Below are 19,096 nucleotides of genomic sequence, written 5' to 3'. Positions count from 1 at the left end.
CGATGAAGCCCCGTATCGTCGCGTACAAGCCGCTGCCCGATGACGTTCTCGCGTACCTGCGCGAGCATGCGGACGTCGTGCAGGCCGACGGCGCCGACGCGCTTGCCGCCGCGCTCGGCGACGCCGACGGCGCGATCGGCGCGAGCCTGAAGGTCACGCCGCAGATGCTCGACCGTGCGCCGCGGCTGAAGGCGTGGTCGACGATCTCGGTCGGCTACGACAACTTCGACGTCGCCGATTTCACGCGGCGCGGCATCGTGCTCGCGCATACGCCCGACGTGCTGACCGAGTCGACGGCCGATACGGTGTTTTCGCTGATCCTGGCCTCCGCACGGCGCGTGGTCGAGCTGGCCGAGTGGGTGAAGGCCGGACACTGGCATCGCAGCATCGGCCCCGACCTGTACGGCACCGACGTGCAGGGCAAGACGCTCGGCATCGTCGGGCTCGGGCGCATCGGCGGCGCGGTCGCGCGCCGCGCGGCGCTCGGCTTCCGGATGCAGGTGCTGTACGCGAACCGGTCCGCGCATGCCGAGGCCGAGACGCAGTACGGCGCCCGGCGCGTGACGCTCGACGAGTTGCTCGCGCAGTCGGATTTCGTGTGCCTGCAGGTGCCGCTGTCGCCCGACACGCGCCATCTGATCGGGGCGCCCGAGTTCGCGAAGATGAAGCGCGGCGCGATCCTGATCAACGCGTCGCGCGGGCCGGTGGTCGACGAGGCCGCGCTGATCGACGCGCTGCGTGCGGGAACCATCCGCGGCGCGGGGCTCGACGTGTTCGAGAAGGAGCCGCTGCCGGCCGATTCGCCGCTGCTGCGGATGAAGAACGTCGTCGCGCTCCCGCATATCGGCTCGGCGACGCACGAGACGCGCCATGCGATGGCGCGCTGCGCGGCGGAAAACCTGGTCGGCGCGCTGGCCGGCACGCTGCGCGCGAATCTCGTCAACCCGGATGCGCTGGCGCACGCCTGAGCCGCCTGCGATAACCGCCCTGCGCGGTTAGAGTCGATGGTCTTGGTGCCCGAGGGCTGGCTGCGTTATGATCGCCCGCGCTCGTCGCATCGACGGCCGGCCATGCGGCCGGCGGCGTCGCGCGACGGGCATCCGCGCCAGGTCCGGTGCGGCCGACTGCTGGAACGCCATTGGCGGGCGTCTGCTCGAGCGTGAAGCACCGGGCCGGCGCAGGCGCCGACGCGCCAGGACAGGGGAGGCCGCCGGCTGGCTTACGTTTCCAACAACAATGGTCCGTCTGCTCACGAAGCGGCGCGGATCGTACGTCGCGAGGCACGACAGTGACCGATTCGCAATCTTCCACGACGCGTCCGGCGACGATCAGCGACGTCGCGCGCGAGGCCGGCACGGGCAAGACCAGCGTTTCGCGCTACCTGAACGGCGAGACGCATGTGCTGTCGGTCGATCTGCGCCAGCGGATCGAGGCGGCGATCGCGCGGCTCAACTACCGGCCGAACCAGATGGCGCGCGGGCTCAAGCGCGGCCGCAACCGGCTGCTCGGCATGCTCGCGGCCGACCTGACCAATCCCTACACCGTCGAAGTGCTGCAGGGCGTCGAGGCCGCGTGCCATGCGCTCGGCTACATGCCGCTCATCTGTCACGCGGCGAACGAAGTCGAGATGGAGCGCCGCTTCCTGCAACTGCTCACGACCTACCGCGTCGAAGGGCTGATCGTCAACGCGCTCGGCGCCGAGGAAGACGTGCTGCGCCCGCTGCGCGGCGCGGGCATTCCGGCCGTGCTCGTCGACCGCACGGTCGAGGGCTTCGAGGCCGACCTGATCGGCCTCGACAATACCGACGCGATCGAGACGGCGCTCGCGCATCTGGTCGCACAGGGCTTCGACGCGATCCATTTCGTCGTGCAGCCGTTCGAGCACGTGAGCTCGCGGCGCGTGCGCGAGGCCGCGTTCCGCGCGGCGCTGGCGGCGCGCGGGCTGGCGGTGCCGTCGACGGTCGTGCTCGATCTGAACGAATCTGGCGCGGCCGCGGCGGCGCTTGCCGACGTCGATGCGCGCATCGACGATGCGGCGCGGCGCGGCGTGCGCGCGGCGCTGTTCGCCGCGAATGCGCCGGTCGCGCTGGCGATCGCGCGCCACCTGCGCGCGCGCTTCGGCGCCGCATGGCAGCAGCAGGCGGCGCTGCTGTCGATCGACGATCCGGAATGGGCCGAGCTGATCGGCATCACGACGATCCGTCAGCCGACCTACGAAATCGGCTACAAGGCCGTCGAATTCGTGCACGAGCGGATCGACGGCGCGGCGGGCGACGTGCGCGTCGCGATGCTGCCCGGCGAGTTGATCGCGCGCGCGTCGACCGCAAGCTGAGTATCATTCGGGGCACGCAGCGCGCCAGGTGCGCTGCCTCGAACAAGGAACTCCATGACTGTCGCTCCCGTCACGCTGGCGGCGCTGATCGCCGCCACGCTGATCATCGCGCTGCTGCCGCTCGTCCTCTACCGCATCCTGCGCAAGCCGCTCGTGCTCAATCGCCGCGACACGATCGTCGGCGTCGCCGTCTTCACGCTGTTTGCCATGATCGTCGAGCGCGCGCTCCACGGGCTCGTGCTGAGCCGCACGCCCGAGGACGGCTGGCTGACGCAGCCGCTCGCGTTCGTCGCGTACAGCGCGCTCGCGACCGCCGTATTCGAGGAAATCGGCCGCTATCTCGGCATGCGCGTGCTGAACCGCCGCTATGGCGCGTCGGCCGGCGACGGCCGCGGGATCGGCTACGGGATCGGTCACGGCGGCGCCGAGGCGTGGTTCGTCGGCGTGCTCGTGTGGGGCCAGTGGTCGTATCTCGCGTGGCTCGCGAGCCGCGGCCAGCTCGAGACGCAGTTGTCGGACCTGCCGGTCGACACCGTGGTGCGGCTGCACATGATGCTCGCGACGCTGTCGGCCCAGTCGATCCTGCTGTTGCTGCTCGAACGCTGCGCGGCGTTCGCGGTGCAACTGGCGCTGTCGGTGCTGATGTGGCGCGGCGTGCGTGCCGGCCGCATCGCCGTGTTGCCGCTCGCGATCGTGCTGCATGCGCTCGCGGCGACGCCCACGCTGCTGTACCAGGTGCGCGTGCTGCCGGCCGCGTGGGTCGAGGCCGCGTATTTCGTGCTGGCCGCGATCCTGGTGGCCGTGCTGGTGAAGACGTGCCGGCCGTCGCGTGCGACGGCCTGACCGGAGAGACGCAATGGACGACTATCTGATCGAATGCCCGAGCGCGGAATTCGACGCGCTTGCGCGCGTGATCTGCGAACTCTTTCCGGAGCAGACGCGCTTTGTCGAAAACAGCGACGAACGCGGGCGATTCCTGTCCGTGCAGTGGCTCGCGATGCGTTTCGGCGCGACGCCGAAGCGGATGACGCTGGACATCCGGATCGTGCCGGCCGCGCTCGCGCGCTACCTGGCGCTCAAGCCGATGCAGCGCGCGCGCAGCCATGCGGTGCTGCATGCGTATACGGAAGCGATGCTCGGCTCGCTCGAAGAGCGGCACGCGGCCGGCGAGGCCGTCGAGCGCGACGCGGAACTCGAACTGGACGAAGACTTTGCGTGAGCGGCGGCGCCGGCCGCGGGCCGGCGCGGTGCGTCACGCGTCGCGGTAGACCTGAGCGAAGCGCTGCGCCTGCACGACGCCGTAGTCGCCGGGCGCGTATTGCATTACCCAGTCGCCGGCGACGCCGCGCAGCGTGTCGCCGTTTTCCGAGCGGGCGATCGTGAACGGCTCGTCCATCCGGCGCGCGAGCACGACGGCCGGCCGGTTGCGGTAGGCGCCCGGCGTGCCGTGCGCGAGCGCCGGATCGGCGGGCAGGTATTTGGCGTCGAAACGTGCGCGCGACACGACCCAGCGGTCGCCGGTCGAGCCGGTGATCAATGCGTCGCCCGTCACATAACGGTTCGGGCCTTCGAGGCTCATCAGTTCGCCGTCGGCGTCCGCGAAGGACACGGCGACGGTTTCGTCCTTGACGACGCGACGGGCCTGCGGATCGGTACGCAGATCGAGTTGCTTGAGTTCGAGCATGGCGGGGAGGGGCGGGAAAGCGGGAAAAGCCGGGAGCTTATCCCGAATTCGGCGCGCCGTGTGACGCGCCGGTCGCCGGTCGCCGGTCGACGCGCGGCGCCGTTCGGCCCGGGTGGGCCGGCACGGCGCCGGCGGGGAAGGTGTCAGGGCTGCGCGGGCGCGCTCGCGGCCGGCGCGGCGGCCGCGTTGCCTTCCTTGCCCTTCGTCTTGCCCTTGCCGCGGTGCTCGCCGCCGTGGTGCAGCCAGCTGCGGAACGTCGTGTCGGCCAGCGCCTTCTGCTCGGCCGGGAAGCTCTCGTAGAGCGGCGCGAATGCGTCGGCGAGCTTCTTCGCGCCGTCGGCGTTCGCCTGCGACAGTTCCGCGTACTGCTTCATGTCGTCGATCGCGGACACGTCGTGTTTGGCCATCCGTTCGCTGTAGAGGCGGCCCATCGTTGCGCCGTTGTCGCGCATCGTGTCGGCGAACGTCTTCCATTGCGGCTCCTGCGCCGACGTGATCTTCAACTGGTCGTGCAGGTACTTGATGCGCTGCTCGATGCGCGCTTCGTGGCGTGCCGCGCGCTGCTCGGCGCTCGGCGCCGACGCCGCGGCCGTCGTTGCCGGTGCTTGCGGCTGTGCCGGGGTTTGCGCGAACGCGCTGGCTGCAACGGCGAGCGTAGCGAGGGTGAGCGAGATTTTCTTCATGGTTGGCTCTCCGGGGTGGTGTCTGGCGAGCGGGCGCGGCGGCCATCGCCGCCAGCGCGCCTGTCGCGTCGCCCGTTATTAGTAGCACGTTGCCTGCCGCGCGGCAGTGAATGCGACACTTGCTTACATCCGATACGAATCGAAATCGAAGGTGCGAATCCGGGCCGTGCCGGTTGGGCGCGCGGGCGTTCGGCGCTATCATCGCGTCACTTTCCACTCCGCCGGCACATCGCGCGCCGGCTCAGCGTCATGCGTCCACCCCGTCTCGACCAACTCGACGATCTCGACCGGCAACTCGTCGCGCTGCTGCAAGCCGATGCGCGCGCCAGCGTCGCCGATCTCGCGCGCCAGCTCGACGTGGCGCGCACGACGGTCGTCGCGCGCATCGCGCGGCTCGAACGCACCAACGTGATCGCCGGGTACAGCGTGCGACTCGGGCAGGACGTGCTCGACGCGAGTATCTATGCGTACGTCGGCATCATCCTCACGCCGAAGTTCGGCAAGGACGTATTGCGCAAGCTCGACCGGATGCCGGAAGTCCAACTGCTGTGCGCGGTGAGCGGCGAGTACGACTACGTCGCGTGGCTGCGCGCCGATTCGCCGGAGCGGCTCAACGACCTGCTCGACCAGATCGGCACGCTCGAGGGCGTCGAGCGCACGACGACGTCGATCATCCTGTCGCGCAAGATCGATCGCGGAACGATCGGCGGCTGATCCGTTGGATGCGGCGCCGCGCGGGCGTCGCTGCGTCACGGCTGCCCGGATTGAAGCCGTGGTACCTGCCCGCACGCATTCGTATCGGCCTTCGCTGTCCTTCGTGATCGGCACGGGCGCCCGCCGTTGTCCTTCTGCGCACTTCGCGCGTCTTTCCCGAATCTCCTTTCGTATTTCGCTTCGACCGATGTGTCGTACCTGACGCATGTGCGGTTCGTGCGTCCGGTGCGACGCCGTGCGTCGTCTTCATCCTCGCAATGCGCAGCCGCCAACGGCCGGCGTGCGACAGCGGCTATACGCGATTTTTATGTGAATCGGTCGTTTCGACGAAATCTATCGTCATAACGTCGAAATTATCGGTCGTTTCGCATCATTCTTCGTCTTGGAACTGATTTTGCGCGTCCCTACACTGTGTTCATTGGCTCAACGCCGTTCACAACACCAAACCCATCATCAGGAGATAAGCGCATGAAAATCGCCATCGTCGGCGCAGGTCTGATCGGCCACACCATTGCTCACATGCTGCGCGAAACCGGCGACTACGAAGTCGTCGCGTTCGACCGCGACGCGGATGCGCTCGCGAAGCTGACGCGCGAAGGCATTGCGACGCAACGGGTCGATTCGGCCGACGCGAACGCGATTCGCGAAGCGGTGAAGGGCTTCGATGCGCTCGTCAACGCGCTGCCTTACTACCTCGCGGTCAACGTGGCCGCCGCCGCGAAGGCGGCCGGCGTCCATTACTTCGACCTGACCGAAGACGTGCGCGCCACCCATGCGATCCGCGAACTGGCCGACGGCTCCGACCGCGCGTTCATGCCGCAATGCGGCCTTGCGCCGGGCTTCATCGGCATCGCCGCGCACGAACTCGTGAACGGCTTCAGCGAAGTGCGCGACGTGAAGATGCGCGTCGGCGCGCTGCCCGAATATCCGACCAACGCGCTGAAGTACAACCTGACGTGGAGCGTCGACGGCCTGATCAACGAATACTGCCAGCCGTGCGAAGCGATCCGCGACGGCCGCAAGCAGTGGGTGCAGCCGCTCGAAGGCCTCGAACACTTCTCGCTCGACGGCACCGAATACGAAGCGTTCAACACGTCGGGCGGCCTCGGCACGCTGTGCGAGACGCTGTCGGGCAAGGTCGAGACGCTCGACTACAAGTCGGTGCGCTACCCGGGCCACCGCGAACTCGTCCAGTTCCTGCTGGAAGACCTGCGCTTGTCGACCGACCGCGACACGCTGAAGTCGATCATGCGCCGCGCGGTGCCGTCGACGAAGCAGGACGTCGTGCTCGTGTTCGTCACGGTGACGGGCGTGAAGGACGGCCAACTGGTTCAGGACGTGTTCACGCGCAAGATCTTCGCGAAGGACGTGTGCGGGATGCACATGAGCGCGATCCAGATCACGACGGCCGGCGCGATGTGCGCGGTGCTGGATCTGTTCCGCGAAAAGAAGCTGCCGCAGAGCGGTTTCATCCCGCAGGAGAAGGTGTCGCTGAAGGCGTTCCTGTCGAATCGTTTCGGCAAGCTGTACGACGGCGGCACGATGGAGCGCATGCACGCGGTTGCCTGACCGAGGTTGCCACACAGTAGTTACTAGACGATTCGCCAGACACTGGCACGAGGGCCGTACGACGCCGGGAGCGCAGCAGCGCTTCCGGCGTTGTTTTTTGGGCGAGAAGAGGAAGGGCGCCGGGGCGCGCGATCAGGCCGGCAGCGGCGGGACCATCGTCGCCGGTTGCGGCGGCGGCACGATGCGGTACAGCAGCGCGTCGATGTCCGCGTCGGACGGCGCGGTGTTGTCGAACATCACGATGCCGTCGCATTCGCGGCCGGTGGGCACGAAGCGGCGCTGCCGGTATTCGTCCCAGTGCGCGAGCTTGTACGCATCGTTCGGGTTTGCACGCGCGACGATCCGCTGGTGCGCGACGTCTTCCGACGTATGGACCCACACGACCGTCAGCGTGACGTCCGGCGCGATGCCGAGCCACGCGCGATCGAGGATGCGCCGGTCGCGCACTTCGCGCGACAGCGGGCCGACGACGAGCGCGCCGATGCCGAGCGCGAGATTTTCACGGGCCGTGTCGAGCAGGCCCTGGTATTCGGCATCGCGAAGGTGCTTCAGGTAGAGCGGGCTGTCGCGGTCGTTCGGATCGTCCGTGAGCGCCCCCATCGCGGCCGCGCTGTAGCGACCGTACAGCGTGTCCTTGTCGAGCAGGCAGAACGCCTGGCCGGTCGCGCGCATCAGCGGCCCGATGAGCCGCTTCGCAAGCGTGGTCTTGCCGGTGCCGGCGTGACCGCAGAAGAACACCAGGTGCGTCACGAATGCCGGCTCCCCGACCGCTGGCCCGACGTGTCGCCGCGCTTGTCGCCGCGCGAGAACACTTCCGCTTCCAGCCACATCGCGTTGATGATGCCGAAGCCGAGCGCCACGCCGATGCCGAGTATCCACGAGAAATACCACATAGGTCTGTCTCCTTGACGGTTGGGCCGCGCGGCCGTTGTGCAGTGCGCAATGCAGGCCCGGCGAGGGCTGTCGAAGCGCCCGGGGCGCGTGCTGCGGTGCACGCAGCCCGATCATGACCAATATCGGCGTGCCGCGCAAGCCGGCCCGTCCGTGCAGCAAACCGGTAAACTGATGCGCAAACCGCAATATCGTGAACAACATGCTGATCAACTGTGCTGCTTACCAGGACGGCCGCAAGCTGGCCGATATCGACATCGATGCCATCAGCGATTACGTGTCGAAGCCCGAATGCTTCGTCTGGGTCGCGCTGAAGGATCCGACGCCCGAGGAAATCGACCTGATGGGCGAGGAATTCGGGTTGCACGAGCTGGCGCTCGAGGATGCGCGCAAGGGCCATCAGCGGCCGAAGATCGAGGAATACGGCGATTCGCTGTTCGCGGTGCTGCATACGGTCGAACTCGACGAGGACGGCGAATTCAAGGTCGGCGAATTGAACGTGTTCGTCGGCCCGAATTACGTGCTGTCGATCCGTAACCATACCGAGCACGATTTCCGCGACGTGCGCAAGCGTTGCGAGCGGGAGCCGCATCTGCTGCGGGAGGGGTCGGCGTTCGTGTTCTACGCGTTGATGGACCAGGTCGTCGACCGGTATTTCCCGATTCTCGAAACGCTCGGCACCGAACTCGAGGAACTCGAGGACCGCATTTTCGCGAAGGCCACGCCGGCGTCGTCGCGCGCGATCATCGAGGATCTCTATTCGCTGAAACGCCGGCTCGTGCTGCTGTACCAGCACACGGCGCCGCTGATGGAGCCGCTCGCGAAGCTCACCGGCGGGCGTGTTCCGCAAGTCTGCAGCGGGATGGCGGCCTACTTCCGCGATGTGTACGACCATTTGCAGCGGATCGTGAAAACGATCGAAGGGCGGCGCGAGATGGTCGTCACGGCGATCCAGGTCAACCTCGGAATGATCTCGCTCGCGGAGAACGAGGTGACCAAGCGGCTCGGCTCGTTCGCCGCGCTGTTCGCGATACCGACGATGATCGCCGGCATCTACGGGATGAACTTCGCGAACATGCCCGAACTGCACCTGAAATACGGGTTCTACGGCTGCATCGCGGTGATGGCCGCCGCCGACCTCGCGCTGTGGTGGCGTTTCAAGCGGGCAGGGTGGCTGTAGGGCGGCGTCACGCCGGACGCGGCGCGTGCTTGCCGACCACGACGCGCCACGGTCGCACGCGCCACGATTTCACGAGGCCGTTCTGCACGTACGGATCGGCGCGCGCGAACGATTCGGCCGCTTCCGGCGAATCGCCTTCGAACACGAGCACGGCCTGGTCGGCCGGGTCGGCCAGCGCACCGGCGAGCACGAGTTCGCCGCGCTCGGTCGCGGCCTGCGCGAGCGCGAGATGCTCCGCACGAAGCGGTTCGCGGCGCGACAGGTAGTCGTCGACGAGTTCGTAGATCAACTGGTAATGCATGATCGCTCCAGGAATCGGTTTCCGCCTCGGATAGTGGGCGGCCAGGTCAGTATAGGGCAGCGGGAACGCCCTTGGCGGCGTGGTTTGCCGGCGCGATGGCGGGCATTGGCCGGGCGCGCTTCATGACCCGCGCATCCCGGCCGATATCCCGCTGGCTTCCTCAAAAACGCAACTAACGGTCGAGCTTCCAAACATCGGCGAATTGCCGGGCGCTTCGCGTCCACGGCCGATCCGCGTGGAATTCGTCTACAGGAAACGAGGGGCCGCCGGCCTATGCCGGGTCCGGATTTCGCATGCCGGCGAACGCAGGGGAGCGGGTGAAAACGATAGGCGCCGGCCCGGGGCGGGGGGCGTGCGAGGGGTGTTTCCATTGGGCCGGAATGCGACCTATGCTGAACGAATCCGGAGCGAACGCCGTTCGCCCGATTCGCCCAGACGAGGTGTGCCATGCCGGTCTCAGCCACCCTGCAGGATTGCCTGCGCCAGAAGTCATCGCGGTACGAAGTCGTGTACCACCCCTATAGCCATACGAGCATGGAGACGGCCGCCGCCGCGCACATTCCCGGCGATCGTCTCGCGAAAACGGTGCTCCTCGAGGACGCCGAGGGCTACGTCGCCGCCGTGTTGCCGACGACGCACGCCGTGCGTCTGTCGGATCTCTGGGTGAAGACGGGACGCCATCTCGTGCTCGCCCGGGAGGTCGAATTGCGCGACCTCTTCAAGGATTGCGACATGGGCGCGCTGCCGCCCGTGTGCATGGCGTACGGGATGAAGACGTTCCTCGAGGAACACCTCGCGCAGCAGCCGGAAGTCTATTTCGAGGCCGGCGACCACGAAGCGCTGATCCACATGATGCAGGACGAATTCCTGGCGCTGATGGAGACGGCCGAGCGCGCGCATTTCTCGCATCGTATGCAGGGGATGATGCTGTCCTGAGCGATGCCGGCCGTGCATCGATGACGCATGCGCGGGCATTTTTCCCACCGGACTCGGTGAAGTGGAGATGCCCGTGCACGCAGAGGGGCGGCAACGAATTCACGCTGGCGCAGCGGTATCCGGTTTCGTAAAAAATATTCGTTGTGCAGACGATTATTTAAACCAGGCCGGTAGGAAGGTTTGCTTATTTTCGTTTGGAATCCTTTTCAAATAAGCGGCGGGCGACTCCTCGGAACATCGCGTCAACGGGCCCTGGCTCCGCGTGACAACGGTCAATCGGCTTCCATCCTTGCATGAGACAACCAGACGCATCCGGCGGCGCTCATTCCAGACGCGCCAATTCAGTGCGCCGCACTAAATCGGTGATTATTTATGAGAGGCACTGAATTAGTGCGATAGCCTACAAAATAATTACCGAATTAATGGAAAATGTTTGTTGAAGCTTACTAACTTGTTATTCGAGTAAGGCCTCCAAACTTTGTATTTGGGTATCAAATAAAGTTTGACGCCCAAATTTTTTCCTTGCTATCTTCTGCAGCCAAGACGAACGGCCTGGCTGACGTCGGCGTGTAACGAAGATTCAATCGTCATACGAGAACGTGCCTGCGCCGACGAAGCTGACAATTGCCTGAACGCGCTGGTGCGGGGCGGACGCCGGATAGGGCGGATATCCCGTGGTGGTTGAAACGATTCCTTGAAATTGAATGAATTCGGATCCGAAATCGATGCTTTCGATTCGGATTGCTAATTGCATTGAAAATGAAATTTCGGGTTGAGGCGGAGGCGGAACCGACCCGGTTCCGGCGCCGGCCATCATCGCGAAACTGGGCAATTCGCTTGGGGGGATGGATAGTGGGCATGAAAGTCGAAGAGCATCTGGTTGCTTCGAACAGCGGACTGGCCACGCTCGGCCGTCCGCGGGAATTCGGCAAGAAGCAGCAGAATCCGGTGCGCCGTTTCGGCGGCGTCGCAGTCGTCCTCCTGTTGCATGCAGTGCTGATCTACGCGTTGCTCAACGGCCTCGCGACGAAAGTCGTGCAGGTGATCCAGCATCCGATCGAAACCCGCATCATCGAGCCGGTGAAGCCGCCGCCGCCCCCGCCGATGCCGGTCGTCAAGCTTCCGCCGCCGAAGTTCGCGCCCCCGCCGCCGCCGTTCGTGCCGCCGCCGGAAGTACCGGTGCAGGCGCCGCCGCAGGCGACGATCACGCACCAGTCGGCACCGGTGCCATCCGCACCGGCCGTGCAGGCGCCGGTCATCGCACCGCCCGCGCCGGCCGCCAAACCGGTCAGTCACGAAGTAGGTGTCGTCTGCCCGAATTCGGACACGATTCGCGCGTCGATGCAGTACCCGAAGGAAGCGCAGGAAAACAACATCACGGGTGACGTGACGATCGAGTTCGTCGTGGATGCGGAAGGGAACATCACGAACGAACGCGTGGCCCAGTCGGCCGACCCCGTGCTCGATCGTGCGGCGTACAACACCGTGAAGCGGTTCAAATGCGTGGCGCAAGGCCAGGCGGTACGGGTGCAGGTGCCGTTCTCGTTCAACCTGAATTGATGCAGTGGGCGGTCCGGCGGGAGCCGGACCGGTGAAAACCGGCTCGAACCTTAATCGTAAGTTCAACGAAAGAATTGGAGTGGGGTATGACGAAGCGTTCTCTGGCCGCGCTGGCGGCAAGCCTGTTGATGTCCGTCGCTGCAATCGACGGACTCGTTGCACCGCAGCCCGCCTACGCGCAGGCGAGCGGATCCGCGGCGGCATCCGACGCGTCGCAACAGGCCGCGGCGCCCACGCAGGCGCCTTCCGCGGCCGAGCCGGCCCCGCCGCCGTCGCCTGCTACGACCGAAGCGGTCGAGAATCCGTACGGGCTCGGCGCGCTCTGGAAGAACGGCGACTTCGTCGCGCGCTTCGTGCTGATCCTGCTCGTGATCATGTCGATGGGCAGCTGGTACATCATGATCACGAAGTTCGTCGAGCAATTGCGCGCAAACCGCCGCGCGAAAATCGCGGACGCGCAGCTCTGGAGCGCGCCGTCGCTGGCCGAGGGCGCGAAGCTGCTCGACGAGGCGTCGCCGTTCCGCTTCATCGCCGAAACGGCGATCGAGGCGGGCGAGCATCACGACGAGGCCCTGCTCGAAGCCGTGGACCGCAACACGTGGATCGACGTGTCCGTCGAGCGCTCGATCACGAACGTGTCGAACCGCCTGCAGGACGGGCTCGCGTTCCTGGCGACGGTCGGTTCGACCGCGCCGTTCGTCGGGCTGTTCGGCACGGTCTGGGGGATCTATCACGCGCTGACGGCGATCGGGATCGCGGGCCAGGCGTCGATCGACAAGGTCGCGGGCCCGGTGGGCGAGGCGCTGATCATGACGGCGATCGGTCTGGCGGTCGCGGTGCCTGCCGTACTTGGCTACAACTTCCTCGTCCGGCGCAACAAGTCGGTGATGGAACGGGTCCGCAACTTCGGCGCCCAGCTGCATACCGTGCTGCTGGCCGGCAGCAAGCGTGCCGTGCGCGCGCCGTCGCCTGCCGCGTCGCTCGTGAACTGACCGGCTGACGGAGGCGCGCGATGGGCATGAACGTCGGGCAGGACGAAAGCGACGAGGTGATCGCGAACATCAACACGACGCCGCTCGTCGACGTGATGCTGGTGTTGCTGATCATCTTCCTGATCACGATTCCGGTCGTCACGCACACGATCCAGCTGCAGTTGCCGAAGGAGGTCGTACAGCCGCTGCAGACCACGCCGAAGAGCGTCGAGATCGCGGTGAATCGCGACGGCGATTTCTTCTGGGGCGAACAACGGGTGGATGCGTCGGCGTTGCTCGCGAAGCTGAAGGGTGTGTCGCAGCAGCAGCCGCAGCCGAGCGTGCACGTACGGGGCGACCAGAACACGCGCTACGAGTTCATCGGCCGGGTCGTCACGATGTGCGAGCGAGCGGGTATCGCGAAGGTGTCGTTCATTACGGAACCGCCGGCGCGGGGTGGTTAGCCTTGCATGGGAACGGCATACGCGCCGATTCCGATTGACGACGCATGGGATCAGATCAGGCATCGACAGGAGCAGACGATGGGAATGAACGTGCCTTCGGGCGGGAGCGGCGGCGAGCCGGACGTGATGGTCGACATCAACACCACGCCGCTGATCGACGTGATGCTGGTGCTGCTGATCATGCTGATCATCACGATCCCGATCCAGATGCATTCGGTGAAGATGGACCTGCCGGTGGGCAACCCGCCGCCGCCCGCCGCACCGCCGGAAGTGGTGCAGATCGACATCGACTTCGACGGTACGACGACGTGGAACGGCGCACCGGTGCCGGACCGCGCGGCACTCGAGGCGAAGCTGACGGCGGTCGCGCACGAGCCCGTGCAGGCGGAGATCCATCTGCGGGCGAACAAGCTGGCGCCGTACAAGGACGTGGCGGCTGTACTGGCGTCCGCGCAGCGCGTGGGCGCGACGAAGATCGGCCTGATCGGAAACGAGCAGTTCATGCAATGACGGGACAGGCGGACCGATGAACCAGCGACGATGGAAACGGATGATGGCGCTGACCGCGCTCGGTGCGGCCTGCGTGCTCGGCCGGCCGGCGTGGGCGGCCGACGTGTTGCGGCCCGACGTAGCGAAGCCGCTGGCCGCGGCGCAGGACCTGTATCGCGCGCACAAGTATCGCGATGCGCTCGGCAAGATCGCGCAGGCGGCCGCCGTGCCCAACCGCACGCCGTACGAAACCTACATGGTGGAAGCGACGCGCGGCGCGGCGGCGATGGCGGCCGGCGATACCGGCGTGGCCGCGCAGGCCTACGAAACCGTGCTCAACTCGGGGCGCCTGTCGGGCGCGGACGAGCAGCGGACGACGGCGGCGCTCGCGGGAATCTACTTCCAGCAGAAGAACTATCCGCAGGCGATCCGCGTCGCGCAGCGCTACCTGAAGGCGGGCGGCACGGACCCGGACATGCGCACGCTGCTCACGCAGTCGTATTACCTGTCGAACGATTGCGGCCAGGTCGTGAGCCAGTTGAAGGCGAGCACGGAGGCACAGGCGAAGGCCGGCCACGCGCCGGACGAGGGCCAGCTGCAGATGCTGGCGACCTGTGCGCAAAAGAGCAAGGACGCCGTTGCCTATCGCAACGCGCTCGGCATGCTGGTGGCTTTTCATCCGAGCCCCGCGTACTGGGAGGACATGATCTCGGCCATTCGCGGCAGCCCCGGTTACCTGTCGTCGCTCGACCTCGACATCTACCGGTTGCGCAGGGCGACGGGCTCGCTGACGACGGCCGACGCCTACATGGAGATGACGCAGCTCGCGCTGGTGGCGGGAACGCCGGCCGAGGGCAGGCAGGTGATCGACCAGGGATTCGCGTCCGGCGTGCTCGGCAAGGATGCGCAGGCCGAGCGCGAGAAACGGCTGCAGGCGCTGGCTGCCACGCGTGCGCAGTCGGGTGCGGACGCCGCCAACCCGGTGGCGCCGATCGATGCCGGCATGAACCTGGTGTTCGCGGGCCATGCGGCGCAGGGGCTGTCGATGATGGAGCAGGTGATCGCGAAAGGTGGACTCGAGCATCCCGATGCCGCGCGGCTGCGGCTCGGCGAGGCGTACTACGTGGCCGGCCAGAAGGCGCGTGCGGTCCAGGTGCTGCGCACGGTGAAGGGTAACGACGGGTCGGCGGATCTGGCGAAGCTGTGGACGGCGGTGGCGTCCCGGTAGCGCAGCGCAAGGCCGCGACGGCATGCGATGCGCACGCAATCGACGAGCAGCGTGGCGCGATGGAAGTACAAGTCCTTGACGGTCGGACATGAAGAGAGACAGGGGAAATCTTGTTAATTAGTAACACGAATGAAATAGGCGAAACACTTGCGGGTGCGCGGCGACGGTGCCGCGCCGCGACGGCCGCGTCATCGCATCGGGCAAGGATGGCCGACATCAAACCGGTTTCGACTGCGAGGCTCCGCACTTCCATGACTGTGCCCCCTGATGAGTCGGTTCTGGTCGCGGTATCGCTGGGCAGCAAGATCCGGGCGCTGCGCCAGCGCCTGAAGCTCACGCTTGACGAGACGGCCGGGATCGCGGGTATTTCGAAGCCGTTCCTGTCTCAGGTCGAGCGTGGGCGCGCGACGCCGTCGATCACGTCGCTGGTCCGGATCGCGCACGCGCTGGGCGTCACGATGCAGTACTTCATCGACACGCCGACGGAAGCGCGTTCGGTGTGCCGCGGGAACGCGCTGCAGTACTTCCAGTTCGCGAACTCGGCCAGCCTGTTCGCCAGGCTGACGAACCTGGTGGATGGCCGCAAGCTCGACGCGATTCTCGTCAGGATGCCGGCGGGGCAGTCGCCGTCCGAGATAACGACGCATGCGGGCGAGGAATTCGTCTACGTGATGCGCGGGCAGGTCGCGCTGACGCTCGAGGATTGCACGTTCACGCTGAATGCGGGCGATACCGCGCACTACGAATCGACGATGCCGCATGCATGGCGCAACACGGCCGACGAGGAAGCGGTGATCGTCTGGGTCGGCACGCCGAGGCTGTTCTAGCGGAGGCGGCAGGCACCGCATGTCGAACCGGAAGCAGCAGGAAGTGCGCTCATGACATGTAGTAAGTATGACGAAGTAAATATAAAGAAACGGTGATGCCGGACGGAACGGATGCCCAGGGCCGATCCGTTCGAGTGGTGGCGGTCGGAAGGGTGGCTATTGCGGGTTCCGTTACACGGGCGCCCAGGACGCGCAAGGAATTCACAAGGTTCCGGCGTACAGCAGGTGGGGTCTTACTACGAGCGAGAGGGAACGAGATGAAGCAGAGAGTGTTGGCGTTGGCCATCAAGAGGATAGTCTGGGCGGAACTGGCGCTGACGGCCGCGCTGGTGCCGCCGGCGTTCGCCCAGAGCCAGCCGGCGCCGGGCGCCGCATCGATCGCGGATGCGGTCGCGAATGGCGCACCCGTGACCGTTGCGCAGGCGAACGGTACGGCGGGCACTGTCGCCGCCACGGGCGCCGCGGCATCCGGTGCGGCAGCCGAGGCGACGCCTGCCGCTCCCGGCGCGAACGGACAAGGGAAGGTCGCGCAGATCAAGCGGTTCGAAGTGACGGGTTCGCTGATCCGGCAGGCCGACAAGGTCGGCTTCAACCAGGTTCAGACCATCACGAGCAAGGACATCGAGAACAGCGGCCACACCAGCGTCGCCGACTACCTGCGCAGCACCTCGGCGAATTCGGCAAGCAGCTGGAGCGAAGGGACGACGAACAGCTTCGCGCCGGGCGGCGCAGGCATCGCATTGCGCGGCCTCAGCGAGAAGTACACGCTGGTGCTGATCGACGGCATGCGGGTGTCACCGTATGCGTTCGCGGTGAACGGCAGCGATCAGTTCTTCGACCTGAACACGCTGCCGCTCAACATCATCGACCGAATCGAAATCGTCAAGACAGGCGCGGTGTCTCAGTATGGTTCCGACGCAATCGCGGGCGTCGTGAACATCATCACGAAGAAAAACTTCCAGGGTCTCGAGCTGGGAGGCAGCTACGGCGGTGCGACGAACGGTGAAGGCGGCCAGGGCACGACGAAGTTCAGCATCCTCGGCGGCTTCGGCGACCTGAACGCCGACCGCTTCAACGTGACGGCGGCGCTCAGCTACTACAAGTCGAACGGCATCTCGATCGCCGATCGCGACACGACGCAGAACCAGGATTTCTCCAATTTCCCGGGCGGCCTGTCGAACCAGAGCGTGTCGTACTGGCGCAATCCGGCCACCGGCGCGAAGGTGCCGCTGAGCCCGTGTCCGAACGGCGGCCAGGCCGTGCCGGGCACCTCCGTCGCGCAGGTCAACGGTCCCGGCACGGTCTGCGCAAACAACACCGCGTACGCATCGTCGCTGTCACCGTGGACTGAACGCCTGAGCGCGAAGGTGCACGCCGACTTCAAGATCAGCGACGCGATGCAGGCGTTCGCCGATCTCTGGGAAAGCAACAATACGACGGTCACGAACAACTTCGTCGGCCGCCTCGGCAACAGCACGCAGACCTATGATCCCGCGACGGGCGGTCTCAACCCGATTTCGAACCTCGTGCCGGGTAGCAACCCGTATAACCCGTTTGGCGTGCCGGCCAAGCTGGTCTATGCATTCCCGGCCACGCAGGCCGTGCATACGAGCTCCAACTTCTGGCGTGCCGCGACGGGTGTGAAAGGATCGTTCAGCACGCCGCGCGTGGGTGACTGGGACTGGACGGCGTCCTACACGCATTCGCAGAACACGGTGTCGAACAACTATTCGAACCTGATCAACGCGGCCGCGCTCGAAAATATCGTCCAGAACGGCGTATTCAACTTCGCGAATCCATCGTCGACACCGAACGGGTTGAACGGGCTGTACGGAAGCACGTCGACGCAGGCCATCACGAAGCTCGACGCCGTCGATGCGACGCTGTCGACGCCGAACCTGTTCACGTTGCCCACGGGTAACGTCGGCCTAGGTCTCGGTACGCAATTCACGCACCAGAGCCAATACATCGGGACGGGCGCGGACTACGCGAACGGCACGCTCATCCAGCCGGCGCTGCAATCAGTCAACGGCGAGCGCAACGTCGCGGCGGTCTACTACCAGATCGACATTCCCATCCTGAAGAACCTGACGTTCAGCCAGTCGGGACGCTACGACCACTACAGCGACTTCGGTGGCGCGTTCTCGCCGCGCTTCGCGTTGCGCTTCCAGCCAATCCGCGAGCTGACGATGTACGGTTCGTACAACCGAGGCTTCCGCGCGCCGACGCTGATCGAAAACACCTCGTCGAGGACTTACGGCGCGCAGGGCGCGGTCGATTCGAACGATCCTAACAACCCGAACGCATACAACCTCGTCGAGGAAGTGCAGGCCGGTAACAGCAAGCTGCAGCCGGAGCGGACCAAGAACTACAACATCGGCTTCCAGCTGTCGCCTACCCGCAATACCGATTTCGGCTTCGACTGGTACAAGATCCACATCGACAACGTGATCGGCACGGAAGACATCCAGACGGTGGTGGACCAGAACGATCCGTCCAAGGTGATCCGTAATCCGAATGGTTCGATCGCGTATGTCGTGCTGCCGTACATGAACCTGTCGTCGCTCGATACGGACGGCTTCGAGACCACCTTCCGCCAATCGGTGTCGACCAAGATCGGTACTTTCACGCTGTCGGGCGACTGGGCCTACGTGTGGCACTTCAAGATGCCGGTGGGCGGCGAGACGACCGACTTCGCGGGCAACAACGGTTCGCTGAACGAGCCGTTCGGCGGCAGCTTCCCGCGCTGGAAGGGCAACACGAGTCTGAACTGGAACTACCACAACCAATGGAACGCGACGTTGACGTGGATGTTCACGGGACCGTACAGCCAGGCCATCCTGTCGCCGGGCCAATATCCGAACATGCAGGACAGCGTGGCGTCGTACAGCCAGTTCAACCTGATGGTCAGCTACACCGGCTTCAAGCATTGGACGATCTACGCGGGCATCGACAACATCTTCAATCGTGCGCCGCCGTTCGACCCGGTTTTCATGAACGCGAGCTACCAGACGGGCTACGACACGTCGCTGTACACGTATGTCGGTCGATTCGCGCAGGTTGGCGCGACCTACAAGTTCTGATGCCGATTGCGATGCACGGATGGGCTTTAGACCGGCCGCTCCACGTCCACCTCCCCATTTTTTGGAGCGGCCCTTTTTCGCCTGGCGCCACGACGGCCTGCAACCGGGACGTGCGGCGATGCAGTTCGCAGGCGCGTTTTCAGCACGAACAACCAGTGGGATGCAGGTGGCACGCGGCATCCTG

At 65.7% G+C, this 19,096-nt stretch carries 20 protein-coding genes; 15 read left to right on the top strand and 5 right to left on the bottom strand.

The window, feature by feature from the left end; all coding sequences use genetic code 11:
- Positions 1-2 precede the first annotated feature (2 nt).
- From WS64_RS07520 to WS64_RS07505, 4 genes are all read left to right on the top strand, one after another.
- The gene (locus WS64_RS07520; protein ID WP_059645992.1) at positions 3-968 is read left to right on the top strand and encodes an NAD(P)-dependent oxidoreductase; all 966 of its coding nucleotides are present in this window, start codon (positions 3-5) and stop codon (positions 966-968) included.
- Positions 969-1,288: 320 nt separating this feature from the next.
- Positions 1,289-2,332, top strand: a complete 1,044-nt coding sequence (locus WS64_RS07515; protein WP_060966144.1) for a LacI family DNA-binding transcriptional regulator — start codon at positions 1,289-1,291, stop codon at positions 2,330-2,332.
- A gap of 54 nt (positions 2,333-2,386) precedes the next feature.
- Positions 2,387-3,175, top strand: coding sequence for a YhfC family intramembrane metalloprotease (locus tag WS64_RS07510; protein WP_060966143.1), 789 nt, complete (start codon positions 2,387-2,389; stop codon positions 3,173-3,175).
- Positions 3,176-3,188: 13 nt separating this feature from the next.
- The gene (locus WS64_RS07505) at positions 3,189-3,551 is read left to right on the top strand and encodes a DUF3022 domain-containing protein (protein WP_059583430.1); all 363 of its coding nucleotides are present in this window, start codon (positions 3,189-3,191) and stop codon (positions 3,549-3,551) included.
- Between the two features lie 33 nt (positions 3,552-3,584).
- Here WS64_RS07505 and WS64_RS07500 read toward each other — a convergent pair whose 3' ends face one another.
- Positions 3,585-4,016, bottom strand: coding sequence for a PGDYG domain-containing protein (locus WS64_RS07500; protein WP_059583428.1), 432 nt, complete (start codon positions 4,014-4,016; stop codon positions 3,585-3,587).
- A gap of 143 nt (positions 4,017-4,159) precedes the next feature.
- Positions 4,160-4,699 (bottom strand): Spy/CpxP family protein refolding chaperone, encoded by a 540-nt coding sequence (locus WS64_RS07495; protein ID WP_060009782.1) that lies wholly within the window; start codon positions 4,697-4,699, stop codon positions 4,160-4,162.
- A gap of 249 nt (positions 4,700-4,948) precedes the next feature.
- Between WS64_RS07495 and WS64_RS07490 the strand changes: the two genes are divergently transcribed.
- Positions 4,949-5,413 (top strand): Lrp/AsnC family transcriptional regulator, encoded by a 465-nt coding sequence (locus WS64_RS07490; RefSeq protein WP_006481526.1) that lies wholly within the window; start codon positions 4,949-4,951, stop codon positions 5,411-5,413.
- Positions 5,414-5,881: 468 nt separating this feature from the next.
- Complete coding sequence (locus WS64_RS07485; RefSeq protein WP_059645859.1) at positions 5,882-6,982, top strand: saccharopine dehydrogenase family protein; 1,101 nt, start codon at positions 5,882-5,884, stop codon at positions 6,980-6,982.
- Positions 6,983-7,114: 132 nt separating this feature from the next.
- Here WS64_RS07485 and WS64_RS07480 read toward each other — a convergent pair whose 3' ends face one another.
- Entirely contained in the window at positions 7,115-7,732 is a 618-nt protein-coding gene (locus tag WS64_RS07480) for a P-loop nucleotide/nucleoside kinase family protein (RefSeq protein WP_059583424.1), read from the bottom strand.
- Complete coding sequence (gene cydX, locus WS64_RS32495) at positions 7,729-7,875, bottom strand: cytochrome bd-I oxidase subunit CydX (RefSeq protein ID WP_063892434.1); 147 nt, start codon at positions 7,873-7,875, stop codon at positions 7,729-7,731. The genes WS64_RS07480 and cydX overlap by 4 nt, the downstream gene beginning before the upstream one ends.
- A gap of 200 nt (positions 7,876-8,075) precedes the next feature.
- Here cydX and corA point away from each other — a divergent pair, with 200 nt between their 5' ends.
- Positions 8,076-9,053, top strand: coding sequence for a magnesium/cobalt transporter CorA (gene corA, locus WS64_RS07475; protein WP_059583422.1), 978 nt, complete (start codon positions 8,076-8,078; stop codon positions 9,051-9,053).
- A gap of 7 nt (positions 9,054-9,060) precedes the next feature.
- Here corA and WS64_RS07470 read toward each other — a convergent pair whose 3' ends face one another.
- A complete protein-coding gene (locus WS64_RS07470) occupies positions 9,061-9,354 on the bottom strand; it encodes a YciI-like protein (RefSeq protein WP_059583421.1) in 294 nt (97 codons plus the stop codon).
- A gap of 447 nt (positions 9,355-9,801) precedes the next feature.
- On the opposite strand from WS64_RS07470, the gene WS64_RS07465 reads away from it, so the two are divergent.
- The 8 genes from WS64_RS07465 (at position 9,802) to WS64_RS07430 (ending at position 18,912) form a co-directional block, all read left to right on the top strand.
- The gene (locus WS64_RS07465; RefSeq protein WP_059583420.1) at positions 9,802-10,290 is read left to right on the top strand and encodes an aminoacyl-tRNA deacylase; all 489 of its coding nucleotides are present in this window, start codon (positions 9,802-9,804) and stop codon (positions 10,288-10,290) included.
- A gap of 858 nt (positions 10,291-11,148) precedes the next feature.
- On the top strand, positions 11,149-11,850 hold the full coding sequence (locus WS64_RS07460) for an energy transducer TonB (RefSeq protein ID WP_060966142.1): 702 nt from the start codon (positions 11,149-11,151) through the stop codon (positions 11,848-11,850).
- 86 nt (positions 11,851-11,936) lie between these two features.
- Entirely contained in the window at positions 11,937-12,842 is a 906-nt protein-coding gene (locus WS64_RS07455; RefSeq protein ID WP_060966141.1) for a MotA/TolQ/ExbB proton channel family protein, read from the top strand.
- A gap of 20 nt (positions 12,843-12,862) precedes the next feature.
- Complete coding sequence (locus tag WS64_RS07450) at positions 12,863-13,285, top strand: ExbD/TolR family protein (protein ID WP_059645854.1); 423 nt, start codon at positions 12,863-12,865, stop codon at positions 13,283-13,285.
- Positions 13,286-13,363: 78 nt separating this feature from the next.
- Positions 13,364-13,795, top strand: coding sequence for an ExbD/TolR family protein (locus tag WS64_RS07445; protein WP_060966919.1), 432 nt, complete (start codon positions 13,364-13,366; stop codon positions 13,793-13,795).
- A 16-nt stretch (positions 13,796-13,811) separates the two neighbouring features.
- Entirely contained in the window at positions 13,812-15,002 is a 1,191-nt protein-coding gene (locus WS64_RS07440; protein ID WP_060966140.1) for a tetratricopeptide repeat protein, read from the top strand.
- Between the two features lie 251 nt (positions 15,003-15,253).
- A complete protein-coding gene (locus WS64_RS07435; protein WP_059645851.1) occupies positions 15,254-15,829 on the top strand; it encodes a helix-turn-helix domain-containing protein in 576 nt (191 codons plus the stop codon).
- 257 nt (positions 15,830-16,086) lie between these two features.
- Positions 16,087-18,912: a TonB-dependent receptor gene (locus WS64_RS07430; protein ID WP_060966139.1), complete on the top strand. Its 2,826-nt coding sequence runs from the start codon at positions 16,087-16,089 to the stop codon at positions 18,910-18,912.
- The last annotated feature ends 184 nt before the right edge of the window (positions 18,913-19,096 follow it).

Source organism: Burkholderia anthina (genome assembly GCF_001547525.1).
Lineage (GTDB): Bacteria > Pseudomonadota > Gammaproteobacteria > Burkholderiales > Burkholderiaceae > Burkholderia > Burkholderia semiarida.
This window is presented reverse-complemented; position numbering and strand designations above follow the sequence as displayed.